Genomic DNA, 17,726 nt, shown 5'->3' on the forward strand with positions numbered 1-17,726 from the left:
AATAGTAAAATGGGCGGGTGCTAAACCGTATACTAATAGCACATTTCCCCCGAGATAAAAGGACTACTAATGAATAAAATAAAGACCACTGTTAGGCAGATATGTCTGTTAGCTTTAAGCTTTACTCTGTCTGCATGCCTATCAATGGGTAACAGCACTTTCATTAGTCATCCTGGTAGACAACAGGAAAATAATATCACCAAACCATCTACGACTAACACGACTGAAACTTTTGCTAGCACAATTGAAACTTTTAAACCGACCTACTCAATATCGGGCAACTTAACAGCAGTGTCTCACAATGGACTGATTACCGGAAAAATCACAGTTATGCATGGCAAAAAGGCCAACCGCGTAATTATTGTCTCTCATAAAGGTGAACTAATAGCCGATGCTACAATAGTCGGAAAAGATCTCAGTTTACGCCATAGCTACAATGAAATTCCACAAACAACACTTTTATCGTCATGGGTGTATGCGCACTTGGGCATAGACGTTACCATAGATGCGGTGTTGTCCTGGATTAATGGGCATCCGCATGATAGCAAAGAGGCTAAAATTATCACCTCAGATAATAATAACCGCAAGTGTTTCTCAGAGGAGGGTTGGTTGATTTGCGTACAAGAATTGTCATCATCAGGAAAAGAAAAAGATGTGCTAAGGGTAGTACAGATATCGGTACCTAAAGTAAATATAAATATCTCAGTAGATAGGCCATGATCTTACATCGGCAATATTTAGCAAAATGGTGGGCACCAGCAAAGATTAATTTGTTCTTAAACCTTATATGCAAAAGGCCTGATAATTATCACGAGCTGCAAACAGCTTTTGCAAACATCACACTGTGTGACACTCTAAACTTCGTGGTAACAGATGATAAAAAGTTACATCTAGAAACACGTGGTTTGTCAGTAGATTGTGCAGATAGAGATAATCTAGTTTGGCGCGCTGCCGAATATCTTAAAAGCACTGCAAAAGTCAAGAACGGCTGCCGGATAATACTAAACAAGGCTATACCATCAGGATCCGGTCTAGCAGGTGGAAGCTCCGATGCAGCAACAACACTGATAGCATTAAATATCCTATGGAAAACACACATACCAAACCAACAGTTACAAGAAATAGGTGCAAAGCTGGGACAGGATGTACCGTTTTTCATAGCTGGAAAACCCAGTTGGGGAATAGAAAAAGGCGGCCTCATTAAAATCCCACCTACTGGCATTAGAGTACCTCCGTACTGCATACTTCTTATGCCACCTATCTCAGTACTTTCATCCAAAATCTATGATAAACTTCCAATTACTACCAAGGGGATACGGTATGAGCTATTCGATAAGGAATCCTATCACCATGGAAATGACATGGAGGAGATTGTCATAAACAATCACCCAGAAGTAGGTAAAGCAAAAGCTTGGCTAGGCAGGTGGGGTCGCGCGCAAATAACTGGATCTGGAAGCTGTGTGTTCTGCTTGCTTAACAATATTGAAACAGCACTCGAAGTTGTTAAAAATTCCAAAACACACCGACTCGGAAAAATATACCTTACCAAAACCTTGGCTCAACACCCACACTACCACCTAGCTAATAATTACTGAGAAGATAGCTCTTTAAAAACGTCATTAAGAAAGTAAGGAATACATACTATATGCGACGCCAACGGGTCACCTTTTATGGGCACCCAGATTTTCTGTACGAAATAGGAAATAAGAGAGCTTTCTCTGCAATTTCCAAAATCTATCCGTCCCAAGGAATTTCTTGGGGAACGTAGAAACTCTATAGTGTCTATAGTGTTTTGTACCGGAATGATATGGTCCCTAGCAGAGTGATACAACGTTACAGACATTTCGGAGTTGTTGAATGTTTCATCGCTACCTGGCAAAGATCCCATTGCAGATATATTGTGTATTCCTCTGTAATCTCCGAATAAATAGAATGCTCTAGAAGCCTCAGAGCTAATGTTATTAGACTCATCGAAAAATCTCCTCAAAAGCATTTCCGGCAATCCACGGTAAGAAACAGCGCCTTGGGCCATCTTATAGGCAAAGCGATGAATTTCTGACTCATAACCTAAGTAAGATTCAGAGTACTTGTCACTGCACTTCAGGCTACCAGAAACAACACAATTAACTGCCAAAACAGAGTCATAAACATTATATGGGCCGGCAAGTACCATTACGCGGGATACTCTACGAATCCCCATATCATCTATAAAGCGACCAAACTCCATGGCGTCGTGGGCACCCTGAGAAATACCTACTAATGCCATGGGCAGACTAGAAATATCCTCAGACAACGAATCACGGAAGTATTTCTGCGCAGCCCACATAGCATCGAAGTACTCACCGTTAGCTGGAAGATTAATTAGATACGGCTCTACTTCACCAGACGTTACTCCATGGCCTAACAAATCAGACAACACAACGATATTACCGTGCGATGCAAGCAAAACACCCAAAAATACATCTACCGTATCACCGTGGGACTGAGCAGAAGAAGACGGCATTGTTGGGTGATGAATATTCACAAAAAATGGGTGTTCAGAATTTTTAAAATTGTTGGGATAAATCAAAGCGGCTGACAAGTTTACTGGTTCACCATTAGGAGACACAGATGAATAAATCATACGTTTAACACGTACGTCATATTTGGCATTAGGATAAAATAGATTGGGGTACTGTCTCCTTAGGTATGGAAGCAAACCTAAAAGTATTTTTCCAACTCCATCGGCAGAAAACCCCTTTGGCTCACCATAACTAGAATAATAGCCAAACATGTTTGAAAAAATATCAACCAGCTGCCCCAAACAGTGAGAATCATCACCCCTCTCAGCGCTGTTGTAAAATTCATTTTCCCCCTCAAAACCTGCTGCACTAGAAGAAAGTATTCCTCTAAGAACATCCTCGAACATTCTATTTACATATTTCTTTGTTACTAAAGATTGGTGAGGAAAATTTTTAAAATTTAGTGGCAATTCACCGACAGACAGTACTCTCCCTCTGCTTACATTTTCATCGGGACTAATTCTAAAATTGGAGGCCACCTCTCCATTGTATTCAAGAGAATAATATTCACCCAGGGTAAATCCAATCTCAGGCTCAGCAACAACTTCTCCCCAAATAACTTTACCTCCACCCACTACACCAGTCCATTCACGATCTGAGAGAATACGGAGTTTCATTTCATCTTCACTGGACATTGATCTAAGAGAAATTGCGTTCCTACACAAACCAGCTTCTTGTGCCTGGTAGTAAATAGCTACGTGGTGATTAACGGGAACACTTTTAATACCATCTATCGGATCAGCATAAACAAAAGAGCAACCAGGAAAGGTTTGAGCAAAACATCCATTACTGAGGAAGAAAGCTAGGCTCAAAATAATTGATAGATAAATTCGGTACATTCTCACTGTTCACCTTTCAATTTATAAAAATAACCTACCTTCATCATATCGCTATCATTTAATTACCTAGTTAGAAAACATCAATTCACACATGTATGTAGAAGATGTACTTTAAATCAATATATGCGTCTATCATAAAAACTTTAACCATTCAAATCTTACAATAATAAAAGTGTATCATTTGGGCAAATTACAGCAAAAAATATGCCCTGGACCATGTGCATTTTTTGATAAGATCTGCAGTCCAGCGGCTTTTTGTACTTGGCAGGAAGTGGGCTTAACAAAAGGTGGATTAGTAATCTAGGCAGCCTGACGTAGTTTCGCTATCATACTACGTATTCTTCATAGGTAGTCTCAAGTGACTGGGGTGTAGCCAAGTGGTTAAGGCATCGGATTTTGATTCCGACATCCGAAGGTTCGAATCCTTCCACCCCAGCCATCCTTGCTTATAGGACAATTTGTGTCAAACAATGGTCGTTTGAAAATTTTCACTGGCAGTGCAAATCCATTGCTAGCGTTGGCCGTTGCCAACTGTCTTGATGTAGAACTAGGTAAAGCCAAGGTTGGTAGGTTCTCAGATGGCGAGGTAGCAATTGAGGTCTGCGAAAACGTCAGGGGATACGACGTGTTCGTGCTGCAACCTACATCTTACCCATCCAATGACAACCTTATGGAGGTTGTTGTCATGGCGGATGCTTTGCTTAGGGCATCTGCCGGGAGAATTACGGCAGCTGTGCCATACCTTGGATACTCACGCCAGGATCGTAGACCATGCTCTGCTCGTGTACCTATATCTGCAAAGGTTGTAGCCAATATACTGACATGTGTCGGCATAAACCGCATGTTGACTGTAGATTTGCATGCTGACCAAATCCAAGGCTTTTTTGATATACCGGTTGACAACATATACGCCACACCAGTCATTCTAGAAGATATAAACAAAAATAAGAGTCAAGACATGGCGGCCCCAATTGTTGTAGCCCCAGACGTTGGTGCTGTCTTACGCGCTCGAGCTCTAGCAAAACTACTATCATGTGACCTGGCAATAGTGGACAAAAGACGCACTGAGCACAACAAAGCGGACGTTATGAACGTAATCGGCGATGTTCAGGGACGGTCGTGTATAATCATAGACGATATGGTTGATACGGCACAAACATTGTGCAAAGGAACAGCGGAGCTAAAAAACCGTGGTGCTCACAGAGTAGTTGCTTACTGCAGCCATGCTATTCTTTCTGGTAATGCTGTAGAAACAATTACTAATTCCTGCCTTGACGAATTGGTAGTTACGGATACTATCCCTCTTCGTGATGAAGCTATAATGTGTAACAAAATCAGGCAGATATCCATAGCAAGCCTCTTAGCTCAGGCTATTGCTAGAATTCACGCGGAAGAGTCAGTCAGCACTCTCTTCAGCAACGCTTAGTTTAAAGGAGAAACAAACATGATATTTGAACTTTCTGCTGAAGAGAGAACACGTCTTGGCAGCCCAGCATCAAAAAAATTTAGGCAAAGCGGAGCCGTTCCCGGGATCGTATATGGTGCTGGTAAAAAAAATGACCACATCCTGCTTAACCACATTGAACTTGCTAAACACATGCGTCATCAGTCTTTTTACGCATCCCTAATTACCTTAGTTATAGGCAAAAAAAAGCAAACCGTTTTGCTTAAGGACTACCAACTGCACCCATTTAAAGCCCAAATCTACCACATAGACTTCAAGAGGGTTAACGAAAACGAGGATCTGATCGTATCTGTTCCCCTAGAGTTTATTAATGCCGAAACATGTGATGGTGTAAAAATAGACGGGGGGATGGTAAACTATGTCATGAACTCGCTTGAAGTTCAGTGCTTACCCAAATACCTGCCTAGCAAGTTGGTCGTAGATTTGCAAAGTCTCCGCTCCTCTCACTCTATAGTGGCATCGAACATTATTTTGCCTAAAAATGTAAAGGCTGTGTGTCTTAATAAGGGAGAGGATCTGCCAATAGCGACTATAGTTACTAATGCACCGTCAGAGGATACAGCGACACCTACTGCTGAGAAAACTCCCACCCCGGTAGTTCCAGCAAAAAACACAAAAAATACGCCTAAGAAATAGTTGTTACTTTGGATATAGCGTACCCGCAAAAGTTTAAGCTAGTTATTGGTCTGGGTAATCCTGGACGACAGTATTGTCTAACTCGCCATAATGTTGGGTTTTTGTGGCTAGACGAATGGCTAAAAGACAGCGCTGCGTTTTTTTCTGAGCAACAAAAATTTTCTGCAGAGGTGGCATCTATGCAGGATGTTACCTTTATGAAACCCCAAACATTCATGAACTTGTCTGGAATTGCAGCAAGGAAGTGGGTTAGTTTTTACCGAGTACCTCTAGATCAGGTCCTTGTTGTACATGATGAACTGGATTTACCTTTTGCAGAATTGCGCATAAAGTTTGGTGGCGGCAGTGCTGGCCATAATGGAATAAAAAGCATAGCTGAGGGTCTTGAGTCAAACTCTTTCTGGCGTCTAAGGGTAGGTATCGGTAGACCAACTAACCCCAATCAGTCTGTGCCAAACTTTGTACTCGGTGCACTTTCATCATCAGAAAGTAATGAGCTAAGACAGCTGGCACGAGATTTCTTTGATAACCATTGGAACAAGGTTCAAAGCGGACAGCTAGAGAAAGTAATTTCCTTAATTCACAGAAACGTACCTAACCTAACTAAAGGTTAAGAACCGGCTTTGAGAATACCTTATCCCGATCAGTAGTAACCGCATTTTCTTCTGGCAAATTATCGGCAGATGTGTTAGTACCGTCACTGGAAGCTCGCACTACAACCATCTTACTCTTAGGGCGAGAACTATCATTGTGATATTTTGAAGCATCCATTACCAAGGCATCCTCATCGGATGGACGCGGGGGCGAAACTTTGTCACAACCAGAGCACGGGCTTTTATCATTTCCAACGCTCTCCTCACGAGCACGCAAAAAAGATAAAACATTGTCATAGGATTTATCAGGATTGTATGATGGATTGGAAGTCTCTTCTTTATGTGAAATAGCAGTTGGCGATACCATATTATGCCTGTGGTTACGCCTATTGCTCTTAAACATATATCTACTTGAAGACGATTTTTCTATTGGCGGCTGCTGTCTAAATCGCATTACAACTTTTGGATTATTTTCCTTAGATCTATGTAAGAAATAAAAATGATTAGCTTTATGATTATTTTCCTTTGTATCTTTTTTATCTACGTGCATAACGTCACTGTCAGCATTATCCTCAGTGTTCTTATCGTTAACGTTCCCAGATGAATCTGTGGAAGATGACATAACCTTATTTTTTAGCTTTTCAGGTAACATAACATCTTCTGATGGAACAACCTCATTATTAGATTTAACACCTTCATTACCTAAAACACGATCTGGATCTAGAACCGTTGGCTGAATTAAGAAGATCCTTTCACGTCTCTGGATATTATGATGAGAGTGGGCAAATAAATGTCCAATAACTGGAATATGGTTCAAGAAAGGAATGCCCTCACTACCAGTTTCACTAAAGTCGTAGTAAAAACCTCCAATTAATAAACTCTCGTTCTCATGAACAATAGCTTCTGTGCTAACGGTACTATTCCTAATAACAGGATATGATCCGATTTTTTTATCTAAAATAGAGCCATTTTGAATATCAATAGTAAGCTTAATGCCAGTTTGAGACCCACTACTTATTAAATGAGGTGTTACACGTAAAGAGGTACCAACCGTCTCTGGTGTTACTGAAGCCACACGCTCACCAGTTGTTTGAATATAGAATGTATCACTATAATCCAAAACCGCACCAGTATTCTCCGTAGTAAGAATTGAAGGACGAGACTGAACTGTTGCATCCCCTCTACCCTCAAGCATCCTAACTTTAGCTAAGAAATACCTTGCCGACTGTACAACTAAGGTTGTTGGGTTAACACTAGCACCAGATGGACCAACTGCGATACCAATATCTTTATCGCTAATTCCGCCTGAAGTTAATCCATTTGACACTGCACCATTGTCATACCCAGCAGACCAATTGATACCCAATTCACGATCATGTGTTGTATTCAAATCGATAATAGTAACCTGAACCTGAATTAATGAAATTGGAATATCCAGTTCATCAATGAGCTTTTTATACATGGAAATTCGTTCAGGCAAATCGCTAACAACAATTGAATTGGTGCGTGGATCAGGCTGAATGGACGGACCATTGTATGACTTAGGTCGTGCCATTTCTGGTTTACTATTAGCGGCAGCACCTTTTCCACCTTTAGTAGACGAATCAGATTTATTTTCACTACCATATATAGAGGCACGTAGTTCTTGAACATCTTTTCTAACTTCTGAACTTTGTGCTAGTGCAACTTTTTCGCCCTGGGCATTTGATAGTAGCTGTTGCAAAAGGGTTGCCAATCCTGGAGAGGTAATCTTGTTATTGCGATAGTATATAGTCCTATCTATAACAGATGCATTCTTAACATGAAAAACAGCAACTTGCATCCCACCAGCTACTATCGGCAATTCCTTGATAGTTCGCTCAATTAAATCCAAGTATGGAGGTGGACCAGACACCATGACTATATTTTGCTCTGGCAAAATACCCCACCCAAATCGTGGATCAACAACTCCTAAACTCATTAGAGCTTTATAAATTTGAGGAGCTGTACCACTAGAAACACGAATTGACCGACTTGATAATTCCTCAGCTAAATTAACGTATAGGACACCTGAATTTACAAACCAAGTCAAACCATACATACTAGATAGGCTATTTAAAAAGGATGTCGGATTGCTCGTTGACAAACGTCCAGATAGTATACCGTGTACTTTGGGACTTATATGCGCGATCAAACCAAAACCTGACGCAAAGTCCTCACATACTTGCCTTACAGAGGAGTTATTAGCATAGTAGCTATACGGATCCATTGGCCAAGTAGTACGCCCTGCAAAAGCAGAAAAGCTCAGTAGAATACCCGCTAACGCTGTAGCAAAAAGGCGCTTTAAAGAACCAACCATGATTTTTAGCTCAAATTAACCCAACCAAATTACAGAAAACGAGAAATACCGGAGTACAGTTTAACCGAGAGTAATCGGTTTTATTGATAAAACCCTACCACAAAATCTTAATAAGTCATTCTTATAAAATAATGATTGATTCTCATCAAGTTTAATTCTTAAACTGTTTTTAGAACTTGACGAAAAAACTCAAGTACATTCAGGAAGTTTTCAATACCAGATTCAAGGTCATTAACGTTGATAATATCAAAAACATCACATTGAGCATAAACAGACTGTTGCTCTTGGTTAACAAATAAAGAAGTTTGAGTAGAAAATAAATTAGCCTGAGTAACCTTTAGCACTTTTTGAATGAATAATTCTTTTTTAGATTCCTGTGCTGGTAAAAAACTAACAAAAGACCACAATAATATTCTGTCAAACGCAAGCGGCGTAAGATGAACTCTATAGCGCTTATCAAAAACACAAACAATACTACCATCATCAGAAGCGGTAGCCTGCACATCTCTTTGTCTTAAAAAGATTTTAATAAACTCATTAGATATGCTCTCCATCAATTACCTCTTTATGCTTTCTTCTAACATCATCGGCCCAACGTATAACCTCTGCTACTGGTTCAATTAAATCACCGGCAATATACTCATCAACAGGAACACGCTCCATTAAAGCACGCGCAAGTGGAATATTCTGAATGATAGGCACACCAACTTCACGCGCAGCATCCACCATAGCATACGCCAAATCGTCTTTTCCTTTGGCAATTACCATAGGAAGAGGCGTCTCTTCTTCCTTGTAGTATAATGCAACTGCTAGGTGTGAGGGGTTAGTCACAACAACATTAGATTGCTTCGAACGCTTTATTGATTTATTAGACATCAGCTCACGGTGTAACTGCTTCCTTTTAGACTTGATCCTGGGGTCACCCTCCATTTCTTTAAACTCACGCTTAATTTCGTCCATGGACATCATCAATTGCTTCTGCAAATTCATTTTTTGGAAAATCAAGTCAAAAATAGAAATAACAAAATAAACCAAAGCTATTATTATGGTGAATTTTTTTACCAGCTCACCGAAAATGGCTACTGCATGAGGCAAATCGGCGTTTGGTATAAGGAGCATTTGAGGGAGATTAGATTTAATTAAATAGTAGACAACAAATCCTGAGATTATGATCTTTGTTACAGATTTAATGAATTCAACCAAGTTTTTTCTGGAAAAAATATTCTTGAAATTCTCAGCCGGATTAAACTTCTCAAAACGTATCTTCATCGCTTTGGGTGAAATCTTAAAACCTACCTGTACGACATCTGCAAATAGCCCAAAAATAATCACTATCAGAACAATAGGAGCCAACATTACTATAGCTCTATAAACTATAGCTGGCCCAAAGGTTGAAAGCGAGACTTGTAACGGTTCTTTTATGTAAAGAATTGAACGCTCTACCCACATTGTCATTTCCTGAAAGATTGAACCTCCTTTAGCCAAAAAATAAGAAAAAATTGCTATAAACAAAATAGTAGCACTAAAGTCCTTACTGTATGCGACCTGACCCTCATCCCTAGCATCACGTAGTCGCTTAGGGGTAGGTTTCTCAGTCTTTTCACCACCTTGGTCAGCCATATTATTTTATCCTAACGAAAAGCAACTGATACTTTGTGTAGTATATACCCCATTCTATTTATTTCACCCAAAATATGTGGCTCTAAAAAAGCCATGTAGGGAATGGCAACAAAAAAACCAGCTGCTGTTTTTAAGGGCATGGCTAAAATAAATACTTGTATTTGTGGTACAAAACGACTTATAAGGGCTAAGCCCAACTCTACCAAAAACATTGATAACAATATGGGAGCACCATACAATAACCCTTGATACATCAATCTATTAAGCTCTAAGCCGAATATATCTGAATTCCACAGCTTCAAATGTACTGTTTGTGCCATCACGGGCCAAACGGTATAGCTTTGGTAGATCATACCCAAAACAATGTTTAAGCCACCGGTAAAGAAAAATGCTGCAAGAAAAAATTGATGCATAAATTGCCCAAACGGAGCAGATTCATTACCAGTGAGAGGATCCATCAACCCACCAATACCAGCACCTCTTTGGTTATCTACAAAAAACCCCATTGCCTCAAAAATCCAAAAGGCAATAGCGCAAATAAAGGACATTCCTAAACCGATAAGTGCTTCCTTAAATAAAAAAGCAAAAACAATACCGGTATCAATTTTATGTGGAATAATAGGCATAAGGTGTGGAATTAGCACCAATCCAAAAGCCATGCTAACGACTGTACGCACAGTAAATGGCAAATTGCTACCACCAAATGCTGGGAAAAACGAGAAAAAAACAAACAGCCTGCCTTGAGTAATGGCCCAAACCAATAAAAAATGCCATAAATCTGGGATAATCAGTGGCTGCTCAGTCAACAACATGAATGTCAATCGCTCAGTGAATTAGGGCAGGTAGATTGTTAAACATCTCTATTGTAAATCTATATACGATCACACTCATCCAACCTGAGGTGTAGAACAAACATGCCCCAACAGCAGTTAGCTTAATAGCAAAGCTTAGAGTTTGCTCCTGAATCTGTGTTAACGCTTGAAAGATACTTACCATAACACCCACCACAGACGCTACAACAATTGGTGGCATCGAAATCAATAACATTATGTATAAGGCCTGAGTAACATAGTTGGATAAGCCAGTATTATTCATATTAGTCCCTTATTTTTTTATTGTGAGTAACTAGATACTAAAGCATGAACAATTCGTGTCCAGCCGTCAGCCATTACAAAAAGCAACAACTTAATTGGCAAAGAAATCATTACAGGAGAAACCATCATCATACCCATCGCTAATAATAGATTTGATATAACTAAATCAATCACTAGAAAGGGCAAATAAAGCAAAAAACCTATCTTAAATGCCTCCACAAGCTCGGTAAGCATAAAAGCTGGAATTAAAATGATGAAATCTGTCTGCTTAGTATTACCCATAGACTCTTTGGTCCAAAGACGCTTAGCAGTCGAGTAAAAAAACACTACTTGGTGTACAGATGAATTAGCCTTCAAAAAACCTCTAACTGGTTCCACAGCTTTGCTAAAGGCTCTAAAGAATTCGGGATAACTATGAGTAATGGAGTGGCCTGGAACAATAACCTCATCGTATATTTTATTTGCCACTGGTGCCATTACATAAGCACTTAATATTAATGACAACGAGTATACAACGATATTTGGCGGTATCTGCTGCACACCAATAGCATTACGCACTAAATTAACAACAACAGATATCTTCAAGAATGAAGTCGATGAAACTATCAAAAAAGGAACTAGCGACAATGCCGAAAAGACAAGACCCAGTACAAGAGGATCATTTCCCATAGGGATCTCGCTTAATTTTTCAAAGAAGTCACTGAAACACCCAGATGCCCATCTATATCAACTAATTCACCGTCAGCAATAATTTTGCGGTTAGCACGAATTGAAATAGCACTATTTAATGGACGTCCTAAATCAAAAACATATCCTGGGGAAATTGCACTCAAATCCTTAAATTTTAAATGTTTCTCACCTAGATCAAAGGTAAGATGAACTGGCAAATTTCCCGTATCTGGAGCAGATTTAACCTGGGATCCTATTTTAGGCGCAGATGACTCTAATGACGGCAAAGAAGGACTACGAGATATCAAAGATTTAGAGATACTATCATCGTCATCCTCTTCTTCGTCATCGTCGTCATCAAAGTCAATCTCATCATCATCATCGTCATCACTCATCAAAGTAGTATCATCGTCATCCCAAAAATCGTCTAAGTCGTCATCAAATTTTTGACCCATAATCATTCCCAGCTTTGTTTGAACAATTAATTGATTATCTTTCCACAAGGCACGAAATCCCATGCACTCACCAACACAAACCAACAAAATATTATCTTTCAAATAACATTCATCAAATAAGATAACATCATTGTTTTCTAACTGCTTAAACTCTTTAGCAAGCAAAGTAGTAGATCCCAACAAAAAACGACTTACAACTGGAACTTCTTCAGGCTTAACCCCTCCACCAGAATGAGGAAGCATGGATAAAACTTTTTGCAAAAATTGAGATCCACCTTCATCGACATGTAACCAAAGATCATGTTCCTCTCTGCCATTTAACCGATTCATACTAGCTTTTAACCATCTACCCTCACATGACAACTTAGGTAAATCACCCTTAGGGAGACGAGTTACAGAATTCAGTCTTACAGATCCAACACCCAGACGAGAAATACTCTCAATAACATTATCAACAACAGCATCTACTACAGCTACCAAAATGGTATGATCTAGAGATGAAATATGAATGGTTTTATCACCTAGCCAGTCTTCCAAAAATAAACAAAAAATTGTATCTGGAACAACCAACGAAAAAACACCCTTGCCCCAAAAAAAATCTACCACCCAGTTATCATCAATACCTGGCTTGTAGCTAACATTTGGTCTAGGAGGTAAAAACAAAAACTCCCATTCACCATGCAATGAAAAGGGTACAGGAACAATACGCGACGCAATAACACTAAACAAAGACTTATCATGCACAGTTAGTCGATGCAACTTGAGCGGCAACCCAGCCATCAGCAATTCCTAACCCTTATTTCCACAGCACCGAATTACACCATTCGTACCAGTCCAAAATTGCCCAAGTGAACGGGATTGGCTATGGTATCTCAAAAACACTCTGACCCAATTCACAGAAAGAGAAAACAAACGATCAATCAAATCACAAACCTGACTACTAATAATAGGTCTAACAGGTGGCGTTGTCTTAATATCAATAACGAACCACTTCTCATCATAAAATATTTTTATCAATGTCCCCTTAAAAACCCCCTTGCTTAGAGTGATCTCATATCTCTTTCTGCGATCACCCTGCTGCAAACGAACACGGATACGATCCTCTATTTTATTCCATTCTATTCGCTGCTGTAGTGTTAAAACTAATATTCCATTACGCTGTATGGGCATTTTGATAAGAGGAGAATCCTGTAATGTTTTAATTTCAAGAAATTCTCTACTATCTTGCTTAGTATCTGTGTTAGACAACATATGATCATCGCCCTCATCATGCAAAGCTGCGCGAAAATCTCGACAAATGCTACTGCTAGGATTTATCGGGGAGCGCAAAGAAAATGGCGCATAATCATCATCAATAATTTTGTCGGAACAAATTTTAGATATATCAGACTTAGAGTTAGTATTCACAGCGCACCGTCTCCTGCTTGCTCTTCAAGACTTTCTTGCCGCAGACTAAGAGACAAAGCAATCTCGTCCATTTCCTCATCAATCTTACGGCTACTCTCTTCCTCAGCTTGCTTCTTTAAAAAATCAGATAATTCAACAAATTTCTGCTTCACCTTCATTGCGTACTGATGCTCTTGTTGACGCTGCTTAAGAGTATTATGACATTTACTTAAATGATCATTAGCCTCATCAAATAAATCTTCATAATGTATCTCCTGTTTTTGCATATCACCAACTGCTGAGCGAACATTCTCAATATCAGAACGCTTAACCATCTTGTTATATAGGGAAGAAAACATCCTCTTTTCTTCTTCTATCACAAAATCCTGATAGTCACGCCACTTCTTCTTTGCTTCTCTAACCTTTTGTTCCGCTATCTTCACATCAGCACGAGCATTAGCAAGTTCAATCTCTGCCTTTTTTTCACGAAATTCCTTTATCTTTAACAACCGATCGATTACGGACATATAATTATTTTGCAGCTAACTGAATTAAATCAGAAACAGTCTGATCATAGGGATACAATTCATGTACCCCCTGTTGTAAAAAAGCTGCTATTGCATCTTTTTTACGAACAGCCTCATCGGTCAAGTGGTCACTTCCTGCTTTATATTCACCAATCTTTATCAATAATTCAACATCGTTATACTTATCCATCAGTTCTCTAACGCGACCTGCAGAAGCCACATGCTCCCTGGATACAATAGCTGTCATTACACGACTTTTAGATGCCAAAATATCGATAGCAGGATAATGATTAGCAGCGGCTAATTTTCTCGATAAGATTATGTGCCCATCTAAAATAGATCTAGTCTCATCTGCAACTGGCTCAGTCATATCGTCACCCTCAACAAGAACGGTATAAAGAGCCGTAATACTACCAATGTCATTCATACCAACACGCTCCATCAAACGTGGTAGCGTTGAAAACACCGATGGCGGAAAACCACGACGTGTGGGAGGCTCGCCAGCTGCCAAGCCAATCTCGCGCTGTGCACGAGCAAACCTAGTAACAGAATCCATTAAAAATAAAACTCGCTGACCTTGATCACGAAAATATTCCGCTATCGCAGTAGCTACAAAGGCAGCCTTAGATCGCTCCATAGAAGATTTGTCAGAAGTTGCACATACAACAACCGAACGAGCTAGCCCTTCATCACCTAACTCTCTTTCAATAAACTCCCTGACCTCACGACCACGTTCACCAATAAGGGCAATTACAATGACATCAACATCAGCACCCTTAACCAACATTCCTAACAGAGTTGACTTTCCTCCACCTGCAGCAGCAAAAATGCCCATACGTTGACCCTCACCGCAGGTTAGCATGCCATCAATTGCTCTTACCCCTAGGGATAAAGGCTTATCTATAAGGCGACGCGTCATGGGATCAGGTGATTCAGAAAATACAGGATAGAATGTCTCAGTAGTCAATGGCCCTTTGTCTTCCAGATCCAATGGACGCCCTAAGCCATCAATAACCCGCCCCAACAAAGCATTGCCAACAGGCACCATATACATCCGTCCCGTCGGAATAACCTCTGTTGCAGAGGACAAACCATGCATTTCCCCTATTGGTGTCATCAGCGCAGCGTCACGAATAAAGCCTATAACCTCTGCGCGCATCTCAAAGTCTTCACTAGGATTGCGGAGAATACAAACCTCACCTATTTTAACAGTGGGAACAACAGCCTTTATAATAGTTCCAATCACTTGGACTACACGTCCCTTAATGTTAAGTGGCTGCAAATCCTGCAGTACAAGTTCCATCAGGTCTGCAATGTAATCGAATGGCCGCATACCATGTTTTCCTACTTATTATAGACCGTGCTGTTTGCCCAATACGCGCTCAAAAGCCTCGCGAATCACCTTGAGCTGATGAGAAATGTTAACCTCAACCAACCCAATATCAGTTTCTAACATACACCCATCTTTCTCTAACCTGCTATCAGATATCACATCTATATAGTTAATGCCTGGAAACTCTGACAGTAAACTATTAATTTGCTCTTTCATACTAGTTAGGGCATTAGGGTGAACACGAATAACCACCTGCTTTTGATTTCGTACAGTAGACAAAGCATTCTTTACTACTGCCACAGTCCTTTCCTCATCTTTGTAGTCGTATACAATTTTTTTAACTGAGGATAAAACTAAGTCTACGACCCTCTTTTCAACTGTTTCAAAATAGTCAACTGCTCGAGCTACTTGCTCAATCATATGCTCAGCTTGCTCTTCTCTAGCCGCCTCTAAACCATCGCGGTAGCCCCGCTTTTTTTCCTCTTCAAAAGCAATTTTGCTATCAGCCAAAATTTGGTTTGCTTTATCTTGAGACAATTTTATAACTTCATTAGCCGTCTTCCAAACAGCAACTCGGTCAGATTTAATAACTTTCTGCGACAGACCAACACGAAATATCTGCCCAGCTCCCTTAGAATCTTCTTGATTAACTCCTTTATGAGGAACAATAAACTTCATAGATTACTCACTTCTTTAAAAATGGCAACACACAACTTGAAAGCCTCTTCTGGTGTAGGATTACTATCAATTTGTTTAATATCAACTGATGTAGGTAACCTCATAGTCCAAACACCAAGCATATTAGGCGGTAATGTAGACCCCGCAAGGTGTAGAAATGCCCATCCCAATTTGCTCGCCAATCTCTCATTTATTTCCTCAAAATCAACATTTTGCCAACCACTACCGCCTTTATAGAATCCAGCATGGCGACGAAAAACAAAGTTAACCACATCCTCACCAAATACTTTACGTAAATGCTTAATCTGTGCTCCTGAGATTGTGGTCCTAATACGCATACCTACTTCTAAAGCCGCAACTATACGTATTACATAATCTAAGTGATAGTTACTCATAGTCACAAACGACCATATGTCTGCTGCAACATCAATACTTTCAGGACTAGTATTAGAAAAAGCACGTGAGAGTCTAAAGTGATTACGACGCGCCAAACTACCGTTACCAAGCAAATTGCAAAAAAGCTTATACGGCAGCTTCTCACTAATACGACTACGATGCATATAAACACTAGGGCAATAAAACCACAAAAAACTTTGAGCCAAATATGCAGTCGAATATTTTTTTCTTTGGTCAGCTTGGCTCACCATATATAACCTCGACTATGACTTCCGATTATTAGATTTTTCGCTATTATCTGTATTAATACCAGGAATCTTGACAGGCAAAGATATCCTATTTGTCCAAATTAGGTAGTACCCTATCGCCAAAAATAGAACTATTGCAACAAATATTCCTATAACCGCAAATGATAAATCACTACCAATAGACATTTGGGATTTGTCAGGATTAATAGAATCAAGGCGTTGTTGTTTTACATCAGGCGTCGTATATTCTTCAGCAGGTATCAAAACAACAGTAACCCTATCTTCTGTAAGACCAGGAATACTACGGGCCACCAATTTTTTAATCTGCGGAATTAAGATGTCTATATTATATTCTTTCTGATATTTTATAAAAACAGCAGCTGATGACACAATAGTAGTATCTGTAAAAGGATCATGGTCAGGCAAAACCAAGTGGACACGAGAAAAAACCACTCCATCAATATGCGACAGAGTTTCTGATAATTCCTCAGAGAGGGCGAACAATAGCCTTGCTTTCTCCTCCATGGGAGAAGATATCATCCCATCCTTCTTAAATACATCGCCAAGACCACGATAATCAAACCTAGGCAGTCCCCTGGATCTTAGAATATTAATGGCGGTAGAAACTTTAGACGAATCAATGTATACGGTTGCTAAACCATCCTTATTTAAGCTTTTCGTGGCTTCAATACCGGAATCCAAAAGAGCAGACAAAACCTCGTTTGCATCTCTTTCAGGTATATTTGAAACAATCTCTACGTTTCCGCCACATCCAGCAAGAAAAATAGAAAAAAGCACACAAAAAAACACACGGCATTTCGGCCATAGCGCACGAAAACGGAATCCATCATTATTATAAGATGTGCACAAACAAAAACCGAACATGAC

General features: G+C 39.8%; 19 protein-coding genes and 1 tRNA gene. 6 read left to right on the forward strand and 14 right to left on the reverse strand.

Going from position 1 to position 17,726, the window contains the following annotated elements; translation table 11 throughout:
- Positions 1 to 69: 69 nt before the first annotated feature.
- On the forward strand, positions 70 to 720 hold the full coding sequence (locus A6733_RS00825; RefSeq protein WP_092401242.1) for a lipoprotein insertase outer membrane protein LolB: 651 nt from the start codon (positions 70 to 72) through the stop codon (positions 718 to 720).
- A complete protein-coding gene (ispE, locus tag A6733_RS00830; RefSeq protein ID WP_092460243.1) occupies positions 717 to 1,595 on the forward strand; it encodes a 4-(cytidine 5'-diphospho)-2-C-methyl-D-erythritol kinase in 879 nt (292 codons plus the stop codon). Before A6733_RS00825 ends, ispE begins: the two co-directional genes overlap by 4 nt.
- Here the strand turns inward: ispE and A6733_RS00835 are convergent.
- Entirely contained in the window at positions 1,589 to 3,373 is a 1,785-nt protein-coding gene (locus A6733_RS00835; RefSeq protein ID WP_141662997.1) for a hypothetical protein, read from the reverse strand. The two genes, ispE and A6733_RS00835, sit on opposite strands and share 7 nt — an antisense overlap.
- 390 nt (positions 3,374 to 3,763) lie before the next feature.
- Here A6733_RS00835 and A6733_RS00840 point away from each other — a divergent pair.
- The 4 genes from A6733_RS00840 to pth all read left to right on the forward strand — a co-directional run bounded on the left by A6733_RS00840 (position 3,764) and on the right by pth (position 6,115).
- A tRNA-Gln gene (locus A6733_RS00840) sits at positions 3,764 to 3,839 on the forward strand.
- A gap of 21 nt (positions 3,840 to 3,860) precedes the next feature.
- Complete coding sequence (locus A6733_RS00845) at positions 3,861 to 4,826, forward strand: ribose-phosphate pyrophosphokinase (RefSeq protein WP_242641447.1); 966 nt, start codon at positions 3,861 to 3,863, stop codon at positions 4,824 to 4,826.
- Between the two features lie 18 nt (positions 4,827 to 4,844).
- Positions 4,845 to 5,501: a 50S ribosomal protein L25/general stress protein Ctc gene (locus A6733_RS00850; RefSeq protein ID WP_092402333.1), complete on the forward strand. Its 657-nt coding sequence runs from the start codon at positions 4,845 to 4,847 to the stop codon at positions 5,499 to 5,501.
- A gap of 8 nt (positions 5,502 to 5,509) precedes the next feature.
- A complete protein-coding gene (pth, locus tag A6733_RS00855) occupies positions 5,510 to 6,115 on the forward strand; it encodes an aminoacyl-tRNA hydrolase (RefSeq protein WP_175330612.1) in 606 nt (201 codons plus the stop codon).
- On the opposite strand, the gene sctC is transcribed toward pth, so the two are convergent.
- The 13 genes from sctC to sctJ all read right to left on the reverse strand — a co-directional run bounded on the left by sctC (position 6,105) and on the right by sctJ (position 17,723).
- Positions 6,105 to 8,432 (reverse strand): type III secretion system outer membrane ring subunit SctC, encoded by a 2,328-nt coding sequence (gene sctC / locus A6733_RS00860; protein WP_092402339.1) that lies wholly within the window; start codon positions 8,430 to 8,432, stop codon positions 6,105 to 6,107. The two genes, pth and sctC, sit on opposite strands and share 11 nt — an antisense overlap.
- 158 nt (positions 8,433 to 8,590) lie before the next feature.
- Positions 8,591 to 8,986: a type III secretion system chaperone family protein gene (locus A6733_RS00865; protein WP_092402342.1), complete on the reverse strand. Its 396-nt coding sequence runs from the start codon at positions 8,984 to 8,986 to the stop codon at positions 8,591 to 8,593.
- Positions 8,970 to 10,052: a type III secretion system export apparatus subunit SctU gene (sctU, locus tag A6733_RS00870; protein ID WP_092402345.1), complete on the reverse strand. Its 1,083-nt coding sequence runs from the start codon at positions 10,050 to 10,052 to the stop codon at positions 8,970 to 8,972. The genes A6733_RS00865 and sctU overlap by 17 nt, the downstream gene beginning before the upstream one ends.
- 11 nt (positions 10,053 to 10,063) lie before the next feature.
- Positions 10,064 to 10,864, reverse strand: coding sequence for a type III secretion system export apparatus subunit SctT (gene sctT, locus A6733_RS00875; protein WP_092402348.1), 801 nt, complete (start codon positions 10,862 to 10,864; stop codon positions 10,064 to 10,066).
- A gap of 13 nt (positions 10,865 to 10,877) precedes the next feature.
- Complete coding sequence (gene sctS / locus A6733_RS00880) at positions 10,878 to 11,147, reverse strand: type III secretion system export apparatus subunit SctS (RefSeq protein ID WP_092402351.1); 270 nt, start codon at positions 11,145 to 11,147, stop codon at positions 10,878 to 10,880.
- 17 nt (positions 11,148 to 11,164) lie between these two features.
- Complete coding sequence (sctR, locus tag A6733_RS00885) at positions 11,165 to 11,815, reverse strand: type III secretion system export apparatus subunit SctR (protein WP_092402354.1); 651 nt, start codon at positions 11,813 to 11,815, stop codon at positions 11,165 to 11,167.
- An 11-nt stretch (positions 11,816 to 11,826) separates the two neighbouring features.
- Complete coding sequence (sctQ, locus tag A6733_RS00890) at positions 11,827 to 13,050, reverse strand: type III secretion system cytoplasmic ring protein SctQ (RefSeq protein WP_092402358.1); 1,224 nt, start codon at positions 13,048 to 13,050, stop codon at positions 11,827 to 11,829.
- A 9-nt stretch (positions 13,051 to 13,059) separates the two neighbouring features.
- Positions 13,060 to 13,677, reverse strand: coding sequence for a hypothetical protein (locus A6733_RS00895; RefSeq protein ID WP_092402361.1), 618 nt, complete (start codon positions 13,675 to 13,677; stop codon positions 13,060 to 13,062).
- The gene (gene sctO, locus A6733_RS00900) at positions 13,674 to 14,183 is read right to left on the reverse strand and encodes a type III secretion system stalk subunit SctO (protein ID WP_092402363.1); all 510 of its coding nucleotides are present in this window, start codon (positions 14,181 to 14,183) and stop codon (positions 13,674 to 13,676) included. The genes A6733_RS00895 and sctO overlap by 4 nt, the downstream gene beginning before the upstream one ends.
- A 4-nt stretch (positions 14,184 to 14,187) precedes the next feature.
- Positions 14,188 to 15,516 carry a type III secretion system ATPase SctN gene (gene sctN / locus A6733_RS00905; protein WP_092402366.1) on the reverse strand — a complete coding sequence of 443 codons (1,329 nt, stop codon included), beginning with the start codon at positions 15,514 to 15,516 and terminating at the stop codon, positions 14,188 to 14,190.
- Between the two features lie 18 nt (positions 15,517 to 15,534).
- Entirely contained in the window at positions 15,535 to 16,194 is a 660-nt protein-coding gene (locus A6733_RS00910; protein WP_092402369.1) for an HrpE/YscL family type III secretion apparatus protein, read from the reverse strand.
- On the reverse strand, positions 16,191 to 16,841 hold the full coding sequence (locus A6733_RS00915) for a SctK family type III secretion system sorting platform protein (RefSeq protein ID WP_092402372.1): 651 nt from the start codon (positions 16,839 to 16,841) through the stop codon (positions 16,191 to 16,193). The genes A6733_RS00910 and A6733_RS00915 overlap by 4 nt, the downstream gene beginning before the upstream one ends.
- 12 nt (positions 16,842 to 16,853) lie before the next feature.
- A complete protein-coding gene (gene sctJ, locus A6733_RS00920) occupies positions 16,854 to 17,723 on the reverse strand; it encodes a type III secretion system inner membrane ring lipoprotein SctJ (RefSeq protein WP_092402375.1) in 870 nt (289 codons plus the stop codon).
- Between the last annotated feature and the right edge of the window lie 3 nt (positions 17,724 to 17,726).

Source organism: Candidatus Ichthyocystis sparus (genome assembly GCF_900078745.1).
Classification (GTDB): Bacteria; Pseudomonadota; Gammaproteobacteria; order Burkholderiales; family 2013Ark19i; genus Ichthyocystis; species Ichthyocystis sparus.